At 68.3% G+C, this 17,689-nt stretch carries 17 protein-coding genes and 1 pseudogene; 4 read left to right on the top strand and 14 right to left on the bottom strand.

Features of this window, described 5'->3' with window-relative positions; all coding sequences use genetic code 11:
- Positions 1-164: 164 nt before the first annotated feature.
- Positions 165-1,337 (bottom strand): PIN domain-containing protein, encoded by a 1,173-nt coding sequence (locus tag ACN6LD_RS17830; protein WP_445043691.1) that lies wholly within the window; start codon positions 1,335-1,337, stop codon positions 165-167.
- A gap of 78 nt (positions 1,338-1,415) precedes the next feature.
- Here ACN6LD_RS17830 and ACN6LD_RS17825 point away from each other — a divergent pair, with 78 nt between their 5' ends.
- The gene (locus tag ACN6LD_RS17825) at positions 1,416-2,309 is read left to right on the top strand and encodes a Mu transposase domain-containing protein (RefSeq protein WP_445043690.1); all 894 of its coding nucleotides are present in this window, start codon (positions 1,416-1,418) and stop codon (positions 2,307-2,309) included.
- Positions 2,310-2,602: 293 nt separating this feature from the next.
- Here ACN6LD_RS17825 and ACN6LD_RS17820 read toward each other — a convergent pair whose 3' ends face one another.
- From ACN6LD_RS17820 to ACN6LD_RS17810, 3 genes are read right to left on the bottom strand one after another with little or no spacing between them, the layout of a single operon-like run.
- The gene (locus ACN6LD_RS17820) at positions 2,603-3,325 is read right to left on the bottom strand and encodes a helix-turn-helix domain containing protein (protein ID WP_445043689.1); all 723 of its coding nucleotides are present in this window, start codon (positions 3,323-3,325) and stop codon (positions 2,603-2,605) included.
- Positions 3,325-5,451: a hypothetical protein gene (locus tag ACN6LD_RS17815; protein WP_445043688.1), complete on the bottom strand. Its 2,127-nt coding sequence runs from the start codon at positions 5,449-5,451 to the stop codon at positions 3,325-3,327. The genes ACN6LD_RS17820 and ACN6LD_RS17815 overlap by 1 nt, the downstream gene beginning before the upstream one ends.
- Positions 5,451-6,068 (bottom strand): helix-turn-helix domain-containing protein, encoded by a 618-nt coding sequence (locus ACN6LD_RS17810; RefSeq protein WP_383649229.1) that lies wholly within the window; start codon positions 6,066-6,068, stop codon positions 5,451-5,453. Before ACN6LD_RS17810 ends, ACN6LD_RS17815 begins: the two co-directional genes overlap by 1 nt.
- Before the next feature lie 441 nt (positions 6,069-6,509).
- Between ACN6LD_RS17810 and ACN6LD_RS17805 the strand changes: the two genes are divergently transcribed.
- Positions 6,510-7,631, top strand: coding sequence for a three-Cys-motif partner protein TcmP (locus ACN6LD_RS17805; RefSeq protein ID WP_383649227.1), 1,122 nt, complete (start codon positions 6,510-6,512; stop codon positions 7,629-7,631).
- On the opposite strand, the gene ACN6LD_RS17800 is transcribed toward ACN6LD_RS17805, so the two are convergent.
- Positions 7,603-8,358: a DUF5131 family protein gene (locus ACN6LD_RS17800; RefSeq protein ID WP_383649226.1), complete on the bottom strand. Its 756-nt coding sequence runs from the start codon at positions 8,356-8,358 to the stop codon at positions 7,603-7,605. The two genes, ACN6LD_RS17805 and ACN6LD_RS17800, sit on opposite strands and share 29 nt — an antisense overlap.
- Positions 8,359-9,344: 986 nt before the next feature.
- On the opposite strand from ACN6LD_RS17800, the gene ACN6LD_RS17795 reads away from it, so the two are divergent.
- Both ACN6LD_RS17795 and ACN6LD_RS17790 read left to right on the top strand, forming a co-directional pair.
- Positions 9,345-9,605, top strand: a complete 261-nt coding sequence (locus ACN6LD_RS17795; protein WP_383649224.1) for a hypothetical protein — start codon at positions 9,345-9,347, stop codon at positions 9,603-9,605.
- A gap of 9 nt (positions 9,606-9,614) precedes the next feature.
- Positions 9,615-11,315: a helix-turn-helix domain-containing protein gene (locus ACN6LD_RS17790; protein ID WP_445043687.1), complete on the top strand. Its 1,701-nt coding sequence runs from the start codon at positions 9,615-9,617 to the stop codon at positions 11,313-11,315.
- 132 nt (positions 11,316-11,447) lie between these two features.
- Here ACN6LD_RS17790 and ACN6LD_RS17785 read toward each other — a convergent pair whose 3' ends face one another.
- The 9 genes and pseudogenes from ACN6LD_RS17785 to ACN6LD_RS17745 form a co-directional block, all read right to left on the bottom strand.
- Positions 11,448-11,843: a type II toxin-antitoxin system HicB family antitoxin gene (locus ACN6LD_RS17785; protein WP_383649220.1), complete on the bottom strand. Its 396-nt coding sequence runs from the start codon at positions 11,841-11,843 to the stop codon at positions 11,448-11,450.
- A gap of 104 nt (positions 11,844-11,947) precedes the next feature.
- Positions 11,948-12,139: a hypothetical protein gene (locus ACN6LD_RS17780; RefSeq protein ID WP_445043686.1), complete on the bottom strand. Its 192-nt coding sequence runs from the start codon at positions 12,137-12,139 to the stop codon at positions 11,948-11,950.
- Between the two features lie 57 nt (positions 12,140-12,196).
- Entirely contained in the window at positions 12,197-13,297 is a 1,101-nt protein-coding gene (locus tag ACN6LD_RS17775; protein WP_445043685.1) for a hypothetical protein, read from the bottom strand.
- A complete protein-coding gene (locus ACN6LD_RS17770) occupies positions 13,294-14,061 on the bottom strand; it encodes an AAA family ATPase (protein ID WP_445043684.1) in 768 nt (255 codons plus the stop codon). Before ACN6LD_RS17770 ends, ACN6LD_RS17775 begins: the two co-directional genes overlap by 4 nt.
- A complete protein-coding gene (locus ACN6LD_RS17765) occupies positions 14,058-14,897 on the bottom strand; it encodes an AAA family ATPase (protein WP_445043683.1) in 840 nt (279 codons plus the stop codon). Before ACN6LD_RS17765 ends, ACN6LD_RS17770 begins: the two co-directional genes overlap by 4 nt.
- 11 nt (positions 14,898-14,908) lie before the next feature.
- On the bottom strand, positions 14,909-15,166 hold the full coding sequence (locus ACN6LD_RS17760) for a hypothetical protein (RefSeq protein ID WP_383649215.1): 258 nt from the start codon (positions 15,164-15,166) through the stop codon (positions 14,909-14,911).
- Positions 15,163-16,752, bottom strand: a complete 1,590-nt coding sequence (locus tag ACN6LD_RS17755) for a transposase (protein ID WP_445043682.1) — start codon at positions 16,750-16,752, stop codon at positions 15,163-15,165. Before ACN6LD_RS17755 ends, ACN6LD_RS17760 begins: the two co-directional genes overlap by 4 nt.
- 35 nt (positions 16,753-16,787) lie before the next feature.
- Complete coding sequence (locus tag ACN6LD_RS17750; protein ID WP_445043681.1) at positions 16,788-17,312, bottom strand: transcriptional regulator; 525 nt, start codon at positions 17,310-17,312, stop codon at positions 16,788-16,790.
- Positions 17,313-17,541: 229 nt separating this feature from the next.
- Positions 17,542-17,689, bottom strand: a pseudogene (locus tag ACN6LD_RS17745) (IS5/IS1182 family transposase); the annotation flags it as partial.

The raw sequence follows: 17,689 nt of genomic DNA, 5'->3' as shown, positions 1-17,689 counted from the left end.
CCCAGCTCGACAACCTCATTGCCAGCCGCACCGCAGCCATCAACCTCGGCATGCCCGCCTTCCCCGACATCGCGGGACGCCAGATCACCACCAGCCCCGACTCGAAGACGCCGAGTTCCTTCGTGTCCGATGGATGTGCCTCTGAGGGCATCCCCAAGGGCGAATCAGCAGGTGGTACCCCAGACTCCGTCTGGTCCGAGGGTGACAGGAGTGGTGCTGATGCTTCCGTCGTCATGGGCGGTCACTCGCGTCGCAGGTCCGATGAAGTAGGCGTGGCTGGAGACCTGGGCCACCTGGAAGTCTCCGAGCCCGCCGTTGGGGTCGACTGTCCACACCAGAGTGGCGGTAACGCACAGCGACCTACCGATTCGTTCACCGAAGGCATACCTTCGCCCCCGCGTGAGCCGGGCGTCCGTTGAAGGTTCCGCGTCTTCGGCAGGCGGCAGGAAACGCCACGAGCCGGTTCCGACCACAACGGTCTGGCCAGGCTTCTTGGACGCAATCGGCGGTTCGTTGAACCCCTCGAATAGGACGGAGGCTGACCGCAGAAGATCGCCCATAGTGAAGACCTGGCTGTTCCCTTCACGGTGACCAGCGCTCACGGCCTCGGGGACGCCCGGAAGCGCCCCCTCGACGACAGCTGTGATGATGCGGTCACTGACCTCCCGGCTGCTGGTGTCGATTACTAGGCTGGACGGTTCTGCCGGGTCGCTAACCTCCGCAAAGGCGGCGGGAAGGCTGCGGCAGAACACCACATCCAGACCGTCTGGAAGATCATCGCGGAGAGCTGGGTGCAGGCGCTCCACATCGGCGGGGTCAGTGAATCCCTTGTCACGCGACACGAAGATCAAGGGCAGAGCCGTGCCGGTGTCTGCCTGCTCATTCGTGGCAGCCCTTAGGGCTGTGAGCCAGATGGATGTGTCACGTCCGCCCTCACCATTGGGCTTGCAGGGCGGGAGCTTCAGGGCTTCGCGCCGAAGCGCCTCAACTGCGGCGTCAGGCGGGGTCGTCAGGACCTGAAATGCCTCCCGCAGCCGGAACTCATATCGGCGGATCACCGCATCGATTCGACTGTTAGATATGTCCACCTCGGCGACGGTGGGCACGTCGGCGCGAACCTCGTAGGACCGGAGCCTGCCGTTCAACTTCTGAAGCGCCTTGCTCGCTGCCTGGCTGTCCGCCGCTATGAGCTCTCGTGCCTTGTTTGTGGCTTCCCAGAGCGACACATCACTGATCGCGAGCGAGTGCCCAGTCTGCTCGCCTACAGCCTTGAGAAGCAGCCACACAGGGCTGCCTGGCTGAGCCTGGATGAGCTGGTTACTGTCGATGACGATCACTCGATGAAGACTACGGCGCTGGCCCCTGGAGGTGGAGGGCGTTTTCTTCGACCGCCGACCTCGGCAACACGCTCAGACTTGACAGAACGAAGGTGGCCTCATCTCGGTAGTTCAGAGAAGGTTCCGGAGGTCGAGTCGCTGGCGGAGCTGAACGAGCTGGTCGAGCAGTGGGACCGGCACGACGGGCGGCGCCGGATCGGGGCCAGGGCACGAACGATCGACGAGTACTTCGAGGACGAGCGCCCGCGGCTGCTGCCACTGCCGGAGGATCCGTTCGAGACGGGGCGGGTGTTCACTCCGCGGGTCGACCGCTACGGCCAGTTCGCGGTCCGCACCAACCGCTACTCGGTGCCGGTCCGCCTGATCGGCAAGCGGGTCCGGGTGCTGCTGCACGCCTCTCACCTGGTGGTCTACGACAGGAACGTGGAGGTGGCCCGGCATGATCGGCTGATCGCCAAAGGCAGCTGTCGGCTGGAGCTGGATCACTACCTGGAGGCCCTGATCCGCAAGCCAGGTGCCTTTCCCGGCGCGACCGCGCTCGACCAGGCCCGCTCGGCTGGGAAGTTCACCCCGGTCCACGACGCCTGGTGGGCCGCGGCGGTTCGGGCCCACGGCGACACCGAGGGCACCCGGGCTCTGATCGAGGTACTGCTGCTGGGCCGCCACCTCGCGCACGAGCACATCGTCGCCGGCCTGGCCACCGCCCTTCGGGCCGGGGCCCTGACCGCGGACGCGGTCGCGCTGGAGGCCCGCAAAGCCGCTCAGGCCGAGGACGAACCCGCTGCCGCCGAGGCCCAGACGCCGCGGCCGACTGCCGGACTGGAAGGGGCGAGCGTGACCTTCCTGCACGAGTGGAAGCTGAACCATCTTCCGCCGGACACCAGGCCGCTGCCCTCGGTGACCCACTACGACCAGTTACTCCGACACCGCCGCGCCGGCGGCGGTGACCTGCGAGAGGGAGAAGCCCCATGACCACCCGGCCCCGCCAGCGGAACCTGACCGAGCAGGCCGCGACCACGGCCATGGCCAGACCAGACCCGGCCACCGCCGGTGCCCGTATGGCGGAACCTGCGCTCCGGCTGCAGCCGCGGCGCAAGACGTTCCGCGGCAGCCGGTCAACTCAGCTACCGCTCAGATACGGCCACCGAGACGCCGACACCCCGCTCTGCCGGACCCGGCCCCTACAGTCTCAGCTGCCGCTGCCGACAGAGAGCTGTCACTCTGGGGGCGACGCTGGCGGCTGCCGCAGCATGCCGATCCTGTCCTCAGCGCGGCCGCCACGTACGGATCTCCAGATGGATGATGTGCGCATCGGGGCGAATGCGGCCGGTCTCCACCAGCCATTGACGGACGGCCGCGGTGACGTCTCCGCCTGCGGCGTCGACGCGCTGGGCAAAGCCGGCGGCATCGTGCCCGCCGGTCTGGGCGGAGCCATAGGAGCGCTCCTCGGTGTGATCGGCGCGCTGGATGACGTCACGGCGGATGCCGGGTGAGTCGGTGCGACTGCCAGACGGGTGCACGTAGCCGGTCTTGGCCAGGCGGACAGTGAAGGCCAGGCGCAGGCCGCGGCGGGCGGCTTCTGCGATCAGGGGGCGCAGCCGGGAGGAGCCGGAGGCGATCGCCTGGGCGCCGACGCGGCCGGTGCCGGAACCGGTGGGGGTGATCAGGACGGCTTTGCCGCGCACCCGGGCTGTGGCACCAGAGGCGGTGGTACGGCGGGTGATGTACCGGCCCGCGATGGAAGCGAGGTCGGGGAGGTCGGTGATGCCGCCGGTCTGGACGGCGGCCAGGACCTGGCGCAGGGCGGGGACGAAGGCAGCGCCTTTGTTCTTTGAGTAGAACTGGGACACCAAAGAGGCGTCGCGGTTGATGATGCGGGCGATGTCGCGCTTGGAGTAGCCGGCCGTCTGCAGCTGGTCGGCCAACTGGGCGGCCTCGTTCAACTCGCCTTGACCAGCGGGACGGTTACGGCGGGGGCGGGGCGGCATCAGGCCTCTCCTGCGCTCGGGGTGAGGGCGGCGCGTCCGGCGTCCCGCAGGGCAAGGAGTTCTCCCTCGGTGGTGGGGGCGGCCACGGGGCCGGTGAGGTGGCCCTTGAGGAGGTAGTCGCCGGGCTGATGGTGGTGCGGCCAGGCCTGCGGCTGGGTGAGGTAGAGGGCGTCAGTGCGGAAGGCGACGACGCTGCCGGGCTCGGTATGCAGGGCGCCGGCGTAGATGTTGTCGTCGCGGTGGCGCTGGGTGAGCAGGGCGGCGCGGGCGCCGGACCAGATCGCGGCGGCCCATTCGGGGTGGGCGTTGGGGTCGCGGCTGAAGCCGGTGGGCTTCTGCCAGGTGATCTGCTCGTCGTCGAAGCCGATGATTTCCGCATCCGGTGGGACGTCGCGCTCCAGGGTGCGGGGGGTGGTGCCGGTGACCATGCGGGGGCGCTGGGCGAAGGAGCCGATGCCGTACAGGAGGATGGCGCGCACCGCGCGGGAGGCGAGGTGGGCGGCGCGGGCCTGCTGGGCGTCGCCCTGGAAGTGGGCCTGGGCGGAGAGGTTGGTCCAGGTCTCTTTGAGTTTCTTGGCCCAGTCGTCGACGGGTTTGCCGTCCTCCCACAGGATCCCGTCGAGAATCTCGATCTTCCACGGGGTGATGGGGTTGGACAGGGTGGTGTGGATTTCGGGGCCGCCGGCCCAGGTGGTGAAGGTCGTACCTGGGGTTGCCGGGTAGTGCCAGGCGCGCTCGCCCGGCGCGGGGGCGGGCAGCAGGCCGACGTGAGTCCAGGTGTCAGGGACGGTCACGCGTACCTGCCAGTGCCCGCACCCGTACAGGGCCCGGGTCTGTTCCTTCTCGCTCCAGGAGGCGAAGGTGGCGGCCGTGATCCGGCGGGGGGTGCCGACCGGGGACTTCCAGGTGTGTTTGGCGTAGGCGAAGGTGCGGTCGTACTCGACGAGTTGGGGCAGTTGTTCGGGCACGCGGGGCGGGAGGATGAGTTCGTTGCGTCCCTGGCCGGCGGTGGCGTGCAGCAGGCCGCGCAGTTCCTCGGACAGGACGGGGAAGCCGTCGGCGTGCTGGCCGCGGGTGGGGATGGTGCGGGTCCACAGGTCGCGGCCGGTCTGGGAGGGGGAGCCCATGATGACGGCGTCGGTCCAGTGGCGGCGCAGGGCCTGCCACAGCAGTACGAACGCGTCCCGGATGGTGGCCGGGTCGTCGCCGCTGGTCTCGAACCACTCCCCCACCGAGCGGATTTCGACGTGGCTGTCGCCGTTGTCGCGCTGGTAGCGGCCGACGGGGTTGCGGGCGTGGACGAAGTGTCCGGCCATCCGGTCTTTGCCGCGGCCGGTGTCGGTGCGCCAGCCCGGGGTGGGGGCGTTCAGCCAGGCCGCGACCGCATCCCTCAGGTAGGGGTAGCGGTCGGCGTCGCGGTGCCAGGGGTCACCGGCGGTGATGTAGATGCGCTCCGTGCCTTCGGGAAGGGTCTGGAAGACGGCGGTCAGGATGGCGGCGACCGAGGTGTCGGCCAGGTCGAGGCGGTGGGTCTGGCTGCGGTGCACCAGCACGCCCGTGTCCGTGTCCAGGAAGACGGTGGAGCGGGCCTGCTGGGTGAAGTTCGGTGGTTTGGAGAGCAGGTTCGGGGTGTGCGTGAACCAGCTGTTGCCCGCTGCCCCGTCGGGGATCGACGGGAGGGCACGCGGCGCGTCGGGGGCTTGGGGCTTCCCGGAGGCAGAGTCCTCGGCAGGAGCGGCCGGCGGCGAGGCGGCGACGGGCTGCGCTGCTGTGACGGCGGCCGTCGCGGGCGCCACGGCTCCCGTCTGGGTGGCGGGGTGGGGCGGACTCTCGGTGCTGTCGTCGGCGGCGATGGCTGGGGCGTCCGGCTCGGGGCGGGGCGGGGTGGTCTCGGCTGTGGTGAGGCGGTCGGGGGCCAGGGCGGGGGCCAGGGTGACGATGTGGGTCAGGCTCAGTCCGGCCGCCGGGGCGATCCGTTCCGCCTTCGCCTTCTCGTACCCGGCCAGCTGTGTGATCTGCCGGTCCCGCTCGGCCTCCAGCTTCGCCAGGGCGGCCCGGGTCTTTTTGATCTCGTCCCGTACGGTGCGCAGTTCGGCGAGGGCTGCGGTGTAGCGCTGTGCGTCCATCAGGCTTCCTTGTCCGGACGGCGGGCGGCGGCGGGTGCGGGGACGTAGGCGATCGCCCCGCCCGAGTGGGAGACAAGCCGGCTGCCCAGCAGCAGATCAGCGAGCATCCGGTCGGCCTGCGAGGAGGCAGTCACGTGATGGACGGGCGTGGCCAGGTCGGTGACGTAGCCCGCCAGCCGCGCGTGAGGGAAGGCATAGCGGCCCTGGGCGTTCTTCTCCCAGACTTCCAGGCCGGTCAGCACGGCCACCACGTAGCCCGACAGGGTCACCGGCAGGACTCCGGCGGCCGCCACGCTCGGCGCATCGCAGCGCCACCAGCCGCGCAGCGCCTTGAGGAGGTCCTCGGAGGCGAGGGAGGCGGCGAAGCCGATCCAGTTCCGGTCCGGTTCCTGTACCTGCTTGGCCGCGTCGACCCGCAGGACGGCGATCTCTTGAGCATCCAGCCGGTCCAGCGGGGCGTGCCGGCGCTGACCGAGTGCCTGGACCACATGGAGCGGAACCATGACGCGCACGCCACGGCGGGACAGGCCCGGCAGCAGTCCGGCGTGCACGAGACGGCGGAAGGTGGTGATGGCGCAGCCGAGTTCCTGGGCTGCCTGCCCGGTCGTCAGCAGCATCCCACCCACTCCCTGCATGCAAACTCTGATATCTGATTCGGCATGAAGATTAGCGGAGTCCTGAGCGACCGTCAAAGACCGGCTGACCGGATACCGCCCATGAACCCCAGGCCTCCTCCCACCGTCGGCTCCATGACGGAGGCGGACGAGGCAGCCGGTCGGGTCATCACCGCGCAGATGGGAGCGAAGAATCACCCGGGGGTAAGCGAATGGGGACGAGGCGGCCGACCCGTCGGGCTGTTTCCGCGGCAGACTCGCCGGGGCATTCTGCCGGAGGGGGTCGATCCGGTGGCCGACGCTCTTCAAGCAGGACGGTCCGCTCCCCCAGCGGCTGGTACGCGGTCTTTACGCTGAACGTCGTTGCGCACACCATCTGTTACCAGGGGATGCGACTGGCACGCGCCAGCCGCCGACCGTGGCGATCCTGAACAGGGGGCACGGATGGGCGTCTTGTGGAAGCTGGAGCCGGCGACCGCGGCCAAGCACCGGTTGTACCAGCGGTACCTGGACGCCTGGTGGCCGATCCTGCTGCAGACCTCCCAGAGCACCGGCTACTCCCGGCCCCGGGTCACGCTCCTGGATGCGTTCGCCGGCCCGGGCCGCTACGAGGACGGCGAGCCGGGCTCGCCGGTGTTCATCCTGGACCGCCTGCTCGGTCATCACGCGGTCGACCGCATGCACCTCAGCCCCCGGCGGGTGCATTTGATATTCATCGAGAAGGACCGCGCGCGCCACGAGCACCTCGTGGCGGAACTCGTCTCCCGCTTCGGACCGCTCAAGGATCTGCCGGTACGGGTGGAGGTCCGGCGCGGTGAGGCGGGCCGCGACAGCCTCACGGTCCTCGATGAGCTCGGAGCCTGGGGCCACCCGATCCTGGGGATCTTCGACAGCTGGGGCAGCGTCAACGTGCCGCTGCACGTGATGTCCCGCATCGCCCGCAACCGCTCCAGCGAAGTCATCACCACCTTCGGACCCAACTGGTTCAGCCGCCGCGAGGAGCTCAACGCCGACATCCTCGACACGGTCTTCGGCGGCCGGGGCTTTTGGACCGCGGCCGCCGACGAGCTGGGTCCCGACGAGAAGTGGCGCGTGTGGCTGCGCACCTACCGGGACGCGCTGCGGCGGGCCGGCTTCGGCTACCAGCTGCAATTCGAACTCGTCCCCCGTACCGGGCAGCCCCTCTACCTCGTCTTCGGCACCGGCAGCACCGCGGGCCTGAAGGCGATGAAGGACGCCATGTGGAAGGTCGACGACCTCGACGGCGAGAGCTTCCGCGATCCCCGCACCCGAGGTGCCAAAGCGGACGGCCAGCTCGACCTGTTCCAGGCCGCGGGTCTGATCGACGACGAGCTGGCCGAGCTGGTCGCCCAGCGCCTGAGTGCCGGGGCCACCACTGTGGAGGCGATCGGCGAGTGGCTGCTGACGGAGACCGCCCGCTGGATGCCGAAGCACGCCTTGCAGGCGGCCCGGCAGATGCGGCAGGACGGCGTGATCGCCGTCCAGTCGCCGGGCAAGCTCACGACGAAGAGCCGGATCAGCCTGCAGGCACAGGTTCGGGCATAGGCATCTGGTCCCAGGTCCGGCCCTGAAGATGCCGGCCGGATGCCTTCGGGGTCCGACCGCCCCACTGCTTGAAGAAGAAGGCCACATCGGCCTGCAGGCAGGCGTCCCGGATCCCCGTGACCCACTCCTGCTCCATCGGGCGGAAGCGGGGGCCGGACTCGCCTCCGGCGATCACCCAGTGAATGCCCGTCAGGTCCAGCCCGTCCAAAGACCCGAGCAACGGCTCGCACGACAGGAACCGCACCGCGGCCGGAACCTGCCGCAGGTCATCCACACGCGGCAGTTCCTTCGCGCTCTCCACGGACACACCCATCCACAGGTTGGCCGGCCACTCCAGCCGGTCGGCGACCTGCCGCAGCCGACGCGCCCGCTTCGTGAGCACCTGATACGTGTGCTGCGGGGTCTGCGCGATGACGTCGAAGACCTGCTCGACGTAGTCCAGCGGGACGCGGGCGTGGAAGAGATCCGACATCGAGTTCACGAACACCGTGCGCGGCGCCTTCCAGCCCAGTGGCACCCGCAGCGCGTCCGGGTGCACGGTCAGGCCGAAGCCGGGGCCGGAGGTGCGGGGATCGCCGTCGTTCTGGTACTTCGCCGACCCCATGGCCTTGAGCCGCTTCGCCAGCGTCAGCGCGTAGCAGTTGTCGCATCCGTCCGAGACCCGGTCGCAGCCGGTCGTGGGATTCCACGTCGCCTCGGTCCACTCGATCGAACTTCGGTCACTCACCCGTCGGCTCCCCATCCTTGCGGTCACGGCTGCCCGCAGGCCTGGCCGTCCAGCCCGTGGCGTGTCCAACGAACCATCAAACCGCTAGACACCGGCATCCAACCATCCGTCACCGCAGCCCGTCACAGCTTCCCTTAAATAGAACATGCGTACCCTTTCCTGCGGTGGTGTGCGCGGTACAAACCAGCCATTCGTCTCCGGCGGCGCCACCTTCTGTGCGGGGGCAGCGGTCAGAGTGTGTCCGTCTGTGAGCAGGCCCTGCCTGGGGGCATGGTCCGGCAAGACGGTCTGGGCCAGGCCGTGTGCGGCGCAGTGTGCACGAGGGGGAAGGAGGGCAAGTGATGCCTGTCGTCTACCGTTTCGAGGGGCGCCTGAAGTGTGGGGCCGCGAGGACCAGACGACCCACAGCCGTCTGGCGGGGCCCGCTTGACGTCCTCGAGACGACAGGTCGAAGTCAAGCGCCTGCCCTGAGTTTCAGAGAGGACAGCCCGACGGGCGCTCCCGCTTGCACGGAAACGCCCACGGTGTGCAGCTCATGCGCCAACATGAAGTCTGCGAGTGCCCCCTGGTCACCGATTGGTTGGAGCCAGTAGCAATCAAGGAGGCGACAGCGTCACTGTGAAGGATGCTGTCATCCTGTCGACGGTCTCACCGGTGCACCGGTGAGACAAGCGCAACTGGGACAGCGCCGAGCCAACCTTCGCCCGCAAGCGGCGAAACTCCCGGCGGGCGACCCCATTGCCGCTGCTCGCAAGGGACGTCGCCAGCAAGCCGCGAAGGCGAACAAGTCCGGGCCGTCGCACACTGCTGAGCCAATCCCCGCTGGGGGTCATTCCGGGCTATCTACAGATCGGCGGGGAGCTGCGATGCTCGCGATGGCGAGCATCGCACGGCGGCGCCAACCGCCCGATGCCCACAGCCAATTGGAGCCAGTAGCCCGTCCGCCGGTCCGACCGACCGCCGGACGGTTCGATCAGGGAGTGCACATGCATAACACCGCTTCGCCCTCGGCCGCCGCACCACCACGCGAGGGCCCGCCCCGGTTCGGGTTCCCTCACGCGTGCGTCATCATCGCCTTCCTTGAAACCGCCGTTTTGCTGGCAGCGCTGAAGATGCCAGTCCCCCAGGTGCTGTGGCTGATCGGCGGTGCCGGATCGATCGGCTCCGGCGTCGTTGTGCTGACTGTTGCCGGAGGAACACGGCGGATCAGCTCAGCTCTCCGCGCCCTTCTCGGACCCGAGCGGTAGGCCGCGGTCATGGGGCGCCCCGACAGGCCGGTGGATTACACAGTTCCCGAGTTTGGCGATCTCGCCGCATTCCTGCGTACCCGCAAGGCAACAGCACAGATGACGCATCAGGCTCTGGCGCAGCGAACCGGTCTGTCCACTGCCACGCTCAAGCGGGCAGCATCAGGAACTGTCGTACCCAAGCTCACCACCGTCGTTGCGTTCATCCAGGGCTGCGGGGCGCCCTTGGGGGAAGATCTTGACCATTTTCTGCACGAGGGGCGCGAGTTGTGGAAGTCGGCCCGGCACGCCTCATTCGCACCTCGGCATGCTCGCCGGGTTCCCCAACCGCAGTTCTTCGGTGCCGTCCCCGAGTTCTGCAGGGGACTGGCCGATCTGCATCTGCGGGCCGGAGCTCCCACCGTGCGAAGCATGGAGGACCAGGGCGGCGGCCCCGGTGTGCTGCCGCGCTCGACGGCTCATCGCATCAGACGGGCCAGCTCACTGCCTGCCGATGCCAGCCAGCTCCGCGGATACCTGATCGCTTGCGGTCTGCCTCCGGACCTCCACGAACCATGGATAGACGCCTTCGAACGCTTGCGCCCGCAGTCCACGCCCGGCTGTACGAAGACGGCGAAGTCGTCCGCACCGGGCCGCACCAGCCCTCGCAGAGGCCGTCCGTGGAAGCCTGTGCGGGCGGGCACCGCACCGGCCCAGGCCCTGTCGAAGTACTTGCGCGACTGCGTTCTCCAGACGGGTAAGCCCCTGTCTGCCCTGTGCGAGCCCTTGGGTTACTCCAAGACACAGACTGCTCTCTATTTGGGCGGTACCGTTCCGCCGCGACAGTTTGTCGAGAGCTTGATCTACATCACTGTGCCGCCTCCGGCTCGGCAGAACGTCCATCAGCAGGCCATGCTTCTGTGGAACGCCGCGCGTGCGGCGTCCGCACCGCAGCCATCGGGCACGGTCGACATCCCGCGTACACGCCAGGTCCAGACGTACCGACTACTCACCCAGGTCTTGGTACAGCAGAACCAGCTGCGCGAGGCCGAGGCCAACTCCACGAAACTGATAATGGTGCTCCTTTCCATGGTCAACAAGCTGGAACAGCGCATCACGGACCTGAACTGCGAGTACGAGCAGCTGCGTACCTCGAGTTTCGCTCCCGACGCCATGCTCCAGGCTCAGGAGCAGCTCCTCCGCGCTCAGGAGCAAGAGCAGCGTGCCCGGCAGGAACTGCTGCGTGCCCAGGAAAAGCAACGCCAGGCCGAAGAACTAGCCGCTGTCGTCGAGGACCAGCTCTGCAAACTCATTGAGGAACTCGACCAGCTCCGCGATGCGACGCCGAACGACACCGCCGCGCAGATCCCGCCCGCCTCCTTCGCGCAACCCGCCGTAATGGTCGATCCCGTCGGTGACGACATCGAGCAGGCCCTGGACCGGGCCGCAGCGGTCAACGATCAGGACGATCAAGTGCTGAAGCGCATCACTTACGACCTCCTCTCGACCCCTTCCGCCAACGGAGCCGTGCGGGGCAACCCTGAGGACGACCTTTTGCCCGCCGCCGTGACCACGGACGGCCCCGCCTTGCAGCCGGCAATCCAGGCCACCGACCACAGCGGCACACATGCTCTGGTCTTCGTGGCCCGCAAAGAGAGATCTGATCGGACAACGTCTCGGGGCGGGGATGGGCCGACAGCAGCCACAGGAGACAGACGGCAGGCGTCCTGACTGTAACGACACGGCCCGGCAGTACGCGCCTGGCCTCTCCGGCTGGTTCCGGGCGATTGCCGCCTGCTGTTGGAACTGGACTGGCTTGTGCGATCCCCGGAACTGCTGCGGGAGCGCACAAGCCAGTCAGTGTCAGTTGCTCTTGGGTGCAAGCTTGGCGATGTACTGGTGCGAGACGCCCAAGATGGCTCCAGCGTCCCTGACCGTTACCTTCGCGGTGAGGGTACGGGCGGCGGTGGCGAGGGCCTCGGCTGCCTTCGTGGCCGCTCTGTCTGCTTCCTCCCTTGCTTTTTCCGCTTTGCTCACCAGTTCGGCAAGCTCCGGATCCGCCGGCCGCAGCTCGACCTTGAAGGACTCTTCTGAGACATCGAGCAGCGCCGAGACGACATCGGCGGCCATCTTTCTCGCCTCGGTCCAGGTACGCCCCTGAGTGACCCCGACACAGCCGTCCGGCAGGTCGGTGATACGCACGGCCCAGTAAGCGCCATCCCGTCTCGCGACAGCGTGAAACGTCGGTGTGTCGACCATTCTCCTTCCCTTCCCTTCCTTTTCACCTTCCTTGCGTGTACCGCCGAGGTGGTGAGAACGTGGTCGGCGTGGGGGCCGACTTGCGCTCGGCCCCCACTACTCGTTCACGCTCCCTCCGCCGCCTTGATCAGCTCATCGGCGACCCACTCGGCGATCTCTCGTCTCCGTGGAACGGGAAGGCGGGTGCCCAACAGCTCGTAGACATCGTGCCTCGGCCGCTCCGTCACGAAAACGAGATCCGCCCCTTTTTCCCCGGCTATGCGCCGCAGTTCTTGGAGCAGCACTCGCTTCAACATCACCCTTACAGTCTACAGCATGCGACAGGATCTGTCGCATGAAGGCGACGCGCGATGTCATTGTCTGCTCTTTCTGGGGGTGTTGGGCCGCTTGCGGGTGGGGGCCGGGGTGAGGCTGCAGGTCTCGCTGGCGCGGGCGACGTCGTCCTTGTCCCAGCTCGCGAGGTGGAAGGGTCTGTCAGCTCCTGACAGGTGGGGAGGCAGGTCGCTGCGGATGTGACCCTGCAGTTCGGTGTAGACGCGGGAGGCGTCCAGGAGGGGGATAACCCACGTGGGCAGATGCGCAGGTAGGTGGGCGCGCGGGCGTTGCGGTGTGGGGATGGTGACCTGGGGCAGCTGGTCGGTGTCGTAGCCGGTCAGGACACGGACGGCGACGGCCGCGGCATGCACGGGATGGCCGATGCGTGTGTGGATGCGCTGGGCCACGGCTTCGTGGCTGGTATCGGGGCGGCCGGTGGTGGCGCGGTCGACTGCGGGGCTGTCGTGGGTGAGGGGAGCCGGTCGACGGGGGCGCGAGGGCAGCTCGTACCAGGGTTCGTCGGGTGGGGCGGGGAAGGGGGCGGGGTGCCACCAGGAGTAGCGCTCTGAGGGAGCGACTAGGGGCTGGTGGGCGTGTGGCAGATGTCGGCGCGTGCCTTCGAGGGTGTCGGTGTGGTGGTGGGGGACGGTTTTGCAAATGGTGGCCAGGGCGGCCGGTGTCGGACCGCTGACGACGAGGGTGAGTTGGATGCGGGTATGTTCGCGCAGGGCCATGAGGTGTTCGAGGTGGCGGGCGGTGATGCGGTGGGCGCGGCAGACGACGTAGTGGCTGATGCCGAGAGCTTTGGTCCATGCCACTGCTGCCCGCCAGGAGTCGTCGGCGTTGGTGGTCCACCAGGGCGGTTCGGCATCCGGTGGCGGGAGATGTTTGCCGAGGGCGCGGATGAGGTCGTGGGCCAGGTAGGCGGGTGCGGTGGCGAGGGGGGTGGGGTGGACGGTGATGCGGCCGGCGGCGGGCTGGTGGGCGGCTAGTGCGGTGGTGGTGTAGTCGGGGTGGTCGTTGGGGTCGGTGATCACGGTGATGGGTGGCAGGCCGGGGTCGGTGTGATCCGGTGACCAGTTGGGCTGCCACTTGGGGAGGGTGTTGGCCGGTGTGGTGGGCGGTGATGTCGGCGTCATGCGGTGCGGGCCAATCGGGGCTTGAGGCGGCGCAGGAGCGTTTCCGGGTCGGCCGGGTGGTCGGGGTGGCGGTGCCGGATGGCTTGAAGCTGGTGGGTCAGGGCGGCCCAGCGCCGGAGGTTGCCGTGGGCCCAGAGGCCGTCCAGGCGGGTGAGGGTGTGGCTGGGGGTGGTCTGCCACAGTGCGTGGAAGGCGGGCATGACGGTGAGGACCTCGTCCGGGTCGAGCGGCCCCATGAGGTGCCAGGCGGTGACCCGGTTGATCAGCGGCTGCTTCGAGCGCAGGGCTCTGAGGCGGGGCTGGCTGGCCAGCAGCACGATGGTCACCTGCGGGTCGGGGTCGTCGTGGAGGTAGCGCAGGTATTCGATGCAGGCGGCGGACAGCTGGTGGGCTTCGTCGACGGTGACCATGCGCGGCGGCTGCGTCAGGGCGTGGCGCAGGTAGTCGTCGCAGATGCCGGGGTCGTGGGGTGGGTGGCCGGGCAGGTTGAGGGCGCGGTAGAGGCTGTGGCGCAGGTCGTCGGGGCGGGCCTGGGGCCGTGGCAGGAGACGCAGGGCGGGCAGGCCGGGACGTTGCTCGCACAGGGTGTGCAGGGTGAAGGTCTTGCCGATGCCGGGGTCGGCGGTCAGGCAGATCATGCTCTGTTCGCGTACGGCGTGGTCCAGGGCGTGGGCGGCTGCCCGCACCGCCTGGGTGGTGACGGTGCGGGCGCCGGGCAGGTTGAGGTAGTGAAGCGCTGGCGAGGTACCGGACGGCTGGGTCACCCGGCGTCCTGCTGGGGGCGGCGGGACTTGCGGCGGTGGGGCAGGGCGCGCCGCAGTGCCCAGCGGGCGATGGATTCGTCGACTTCCTCCAAACCGCGGCGCTTCATGCCTTCGATGACGTGGTAGGTGATCTTGGACCAGACGCGGAAGGTGCCGCCGGCTCCTTCTTCGTAGACGTAGTCGATGAGTTCGGGGGTGGCGTTGGCCCAGACGGGGTGGAAGAGGGGGATGTTCTTTTGGACTTCGTCGGCTTCCATGGGGGCGAACTCCTGCCAGATGTAGATGCGGGAGGCGAGGGCGGGTTCGCTGTAGAGGGTTTTGTAGGCCTCTTCGCCTCCGACGAACAGGACGGCGGGGCGGTTCTTGCCTTTTCCGGTGTCCCACAGGTGGCGGACGAACTCGAAGCATTCCCGGCTGAACTGCTGGGCTTCGTCGCAGACCAGGACGTAGGGCTTGCGGGCCAGGGTCCGCTTGAGGAGTCGGTCGAACTCGCTGGGGTGGGAGGGCGGTTCGCCTTCGAGGTGGAGCTCGTTGAACAGTTCCTGACGGATGTCACGGGGAGTGGGGCGGGAGCGGAACTGGAGCAGCAGAACGCGTTCGGCGGAGACTTCTTTCAGGGCGGCCAGGACAGAGAAGGTCTTGCCGAGGCCGGCGTCGCCGTAGATGCAGGACATTGCGCGGGCGTCGATGGTGTCGGCGATGTTCTCGCTGGCTTCGAGGAGGGCTTCGGTGGCGACGATGCGGGCGTCGGCGAGGTTGAGGTAGAAGTCGGGTTCTCCGACGACCTCGTCTTGGTCGCGGTGGGGTGTCGTCTGCGTGGTGTCGGTGTCGTTCACGTCGGTGTCCTTCAAGGCCAAGGCGGCGTGGGTGTCGCCGGATGCGGGGCGGAGCGATGGGGTGTGGGTGGTTCGAGGTGTTGTCCGGTGGCGTCGTCGTAGACGTCGACGGTGTCGGGGCTGCGGGAGCGGATGCGCACTGGGCGCTGGGCGTGGGCGGCCGTCCAGACGGCTGTGTAGGGGCGGCCTCCCCAGCGCACCTCGTGGCCGCGGATGATCGGGGTGGCCCGGCCGGCGGGTGGCTCGGGGGCGGTGAGCGGGGTGGTCAAGGGTGTGCCTCGGGTTGGGTGGATGTGTCAGTACCCGGGACGGCCCAGCGGCCTGGGGGGATGATCCGGCGGGGCATGTAGTCGGCGGGCAGGTCGTCTGCGGGCCGGCTGGAGCGCAGGGTGCGAAGTTCTTTGGCGGCCTCTTTGCGGGTCATCGCTGTGCTTGTCTGGGCCGGTCCGGCGGTGGTGTGTGCTTTGAAGCGTCGGCGGCGCAGGGTCTCGGCTCGGCGCATGTCGCGGCGCAGACGGCGGGCACGTTCGGTGCGGGCCTGGTAGACCTGTTCGATCTGTTCGTCGGTGGCCTGGTCGGCCAGGTAGGCGGTGCCCAGATGCCGGCGGTTGTCGTCGTCGAAGACTTCGATCTGGTCGAGGTGGTGGGGCTGGAAGCGGATGTGGACGCGGGTGCCGGAGCGGCCGGTCATCCAGCCGGCCATGTAGTCGCGTCCCTTGAAGCGGATGCCGTGGCCGTGGATGACGCGGGTGGAGCGGTCGCCTTCCAGGAGGAAGGCGTGCAGGTCTGCGGAGCTGACCTCGCGCAGCGCGGTGTCCTCGCTGTTCCACCACTCCAGCGGGGTGAGACCGCCGTAGTTGGCCATCTGGTGTTCGGTGTTGCGGGCGTGGACCCACTGCGCGAACAGTTCGACGAAGCCTTCGAAGGTCAGGGCTGGGTCTTTCTCCCCCGAGCGGCGGCGGGTGTCGAGTTTTTGGGCGTGGGTGTAGCGGGGCAGGGTGGAGAAGAACATGCTGGTGGCGGCTCGGTTGAGGTTTTCGATGCTGCCTTTGAGGTGGGGGGTGTAGGAGGGCAGGACGTCAACCTGGACGGCGAAGGCGCCGAGTGCGTCCTGGACGGCGTGGGAGAGGAAGTCCCTGCCGCGATCGATGCGGATGCGGGTGGGCAGGCCTCCTGCCGGGCCGTAGGTGTCGCCGTGGAGGATGCAGGATCTGAGGGCGGCCAGGATGGATCCGCGGTGCGGGAAGTGAGGGGTGACGGCCCAGCCCATGATCATGCCGGTGTGGCAGTCGCAGAACCAGGTCACCCACGGTTTGACCAGCCGTCCATCGACCCAGACGTGGACGGGGGCTTGTTTGTGGTCTCCTTCCCATTCTTCGTTGCGGGCGGTGGGCGGGCGGCGCAGGTGCGGGTCGTGGCCGCGGGAGGCCGGGATTCCTCTCTTGAGTCCTGCCCGGTCGCCGGGTGGCAGGTCGCGTTTGACGGCGCGGTGCAGTGTGGACAGGCTGACCGGGGTCGCGCCGGTCTTCTGGGCGTCTTGGGTGAGTTCTTTGTGGACGGCTTTGACGTTGCCTCGGTGGTAGGCCAGCAGTGTGCGGATGTCGTCGGTGATCTCGAAGCGATCCCGGTCGCGTCGCAGGGGTTCACCGAGCCGGGCGCGGGCCAGGTTGCGCCACACTGTTCTGACGTGGACGCCGAGGGTGTGGGCGGACAGCTCGACGTGGGCGGTGGTCAGCTCGCCACGCTGCGACAACTCCAGCAGGGCGCGTACGGCCGGGCCTAAGAGTTCACGGTGTGCTTGTTGCCGGCGGGCCAGTTCTTCGTCGATGAGGTCGTCGGGGCCCGGAGGCTCCATGGAGGCGTCCCTTTGGTGCGGGGGCGACGAGAGGTTCAGGCCCAGAAGCCGAGGTGGGTGACGTGCTCGTACATGCGCCAGTCGGAGTCGAGGTCGGTGATGACGTCGTGCCACTGATGGGTCAACTCCTGCAGGTCGCTGCGCGACCAGGCCGCGACGATGGGGTCCCAGCAATAGACGTTCTTGTGCCGCCACCGCGAGGTACGCCGGTGCTTGTCGTCGACCTCGCTCTGGTCGACGGGGTAGATCTCCACGCGGGTCCCGCCACCGGCGTTGAGCCGGCGCGTCATGCTGGGTGCCATGTTGCGGCGCCGCAGCAGGCGGAAGGCGTCTTCCAGGCGTCGCTGCTGCTCACACCTCGGACACCGTTCCTCGGCGAGCCAGGCACTGATCATCCGCCGGTCCATGCGGATGCCGCAGTCCTGCATATAGATGTAGCCGGTGCGGGAGCGGGTCAGGTACAGCAGGTTCCGTCGCAGTCGCTCTGGTGCTGTCATATAGGGGTCAGTGACCTGGGCGATCTCATCGAGTGTGGTGCTGAGGGCTACTGCCCCGGGCACGCCCTGGGCTCCTAGCCGTCCGAATCCCATTTGAGGTCTTCTCCGAGGGTTTTATGATCATGGTGTGGGTTCTTTTCGAAGGGTGCCTCCTCGCGAAGTAGCACCGCATCACCGCTTGGTCTGCGCGATGTCAGGCCCAACGTGTCTGCCAGGTGGGCGGGTTGGGGGCCGGGCTGGGAGCGGGGTGAGCTCCGATGCACGGCACCCTAGGTCCTGTCTGAAGTTCGGATCATCTGTGCGGTGTGATGCTGCGGAGCCAGAGCATGGCACCGCACAGATGCAGTCCGGCCGCGTAGCTCTCCGGGGTCTTGTCGAAGCGGAACGCGATGCCGCGCCAGTTCCGCAGCCGGTTGATGCACCGCTCCACCGTGTTGCGC

This window comes from Streptomyces sp. SAS_272 (genome assembly GCF_052543235.1).
The sequence above is the reverse complement of the archived record's forward strand: the minus strand, read 5'-3'. Positions and strand labels throughout refer to the sequence as shown.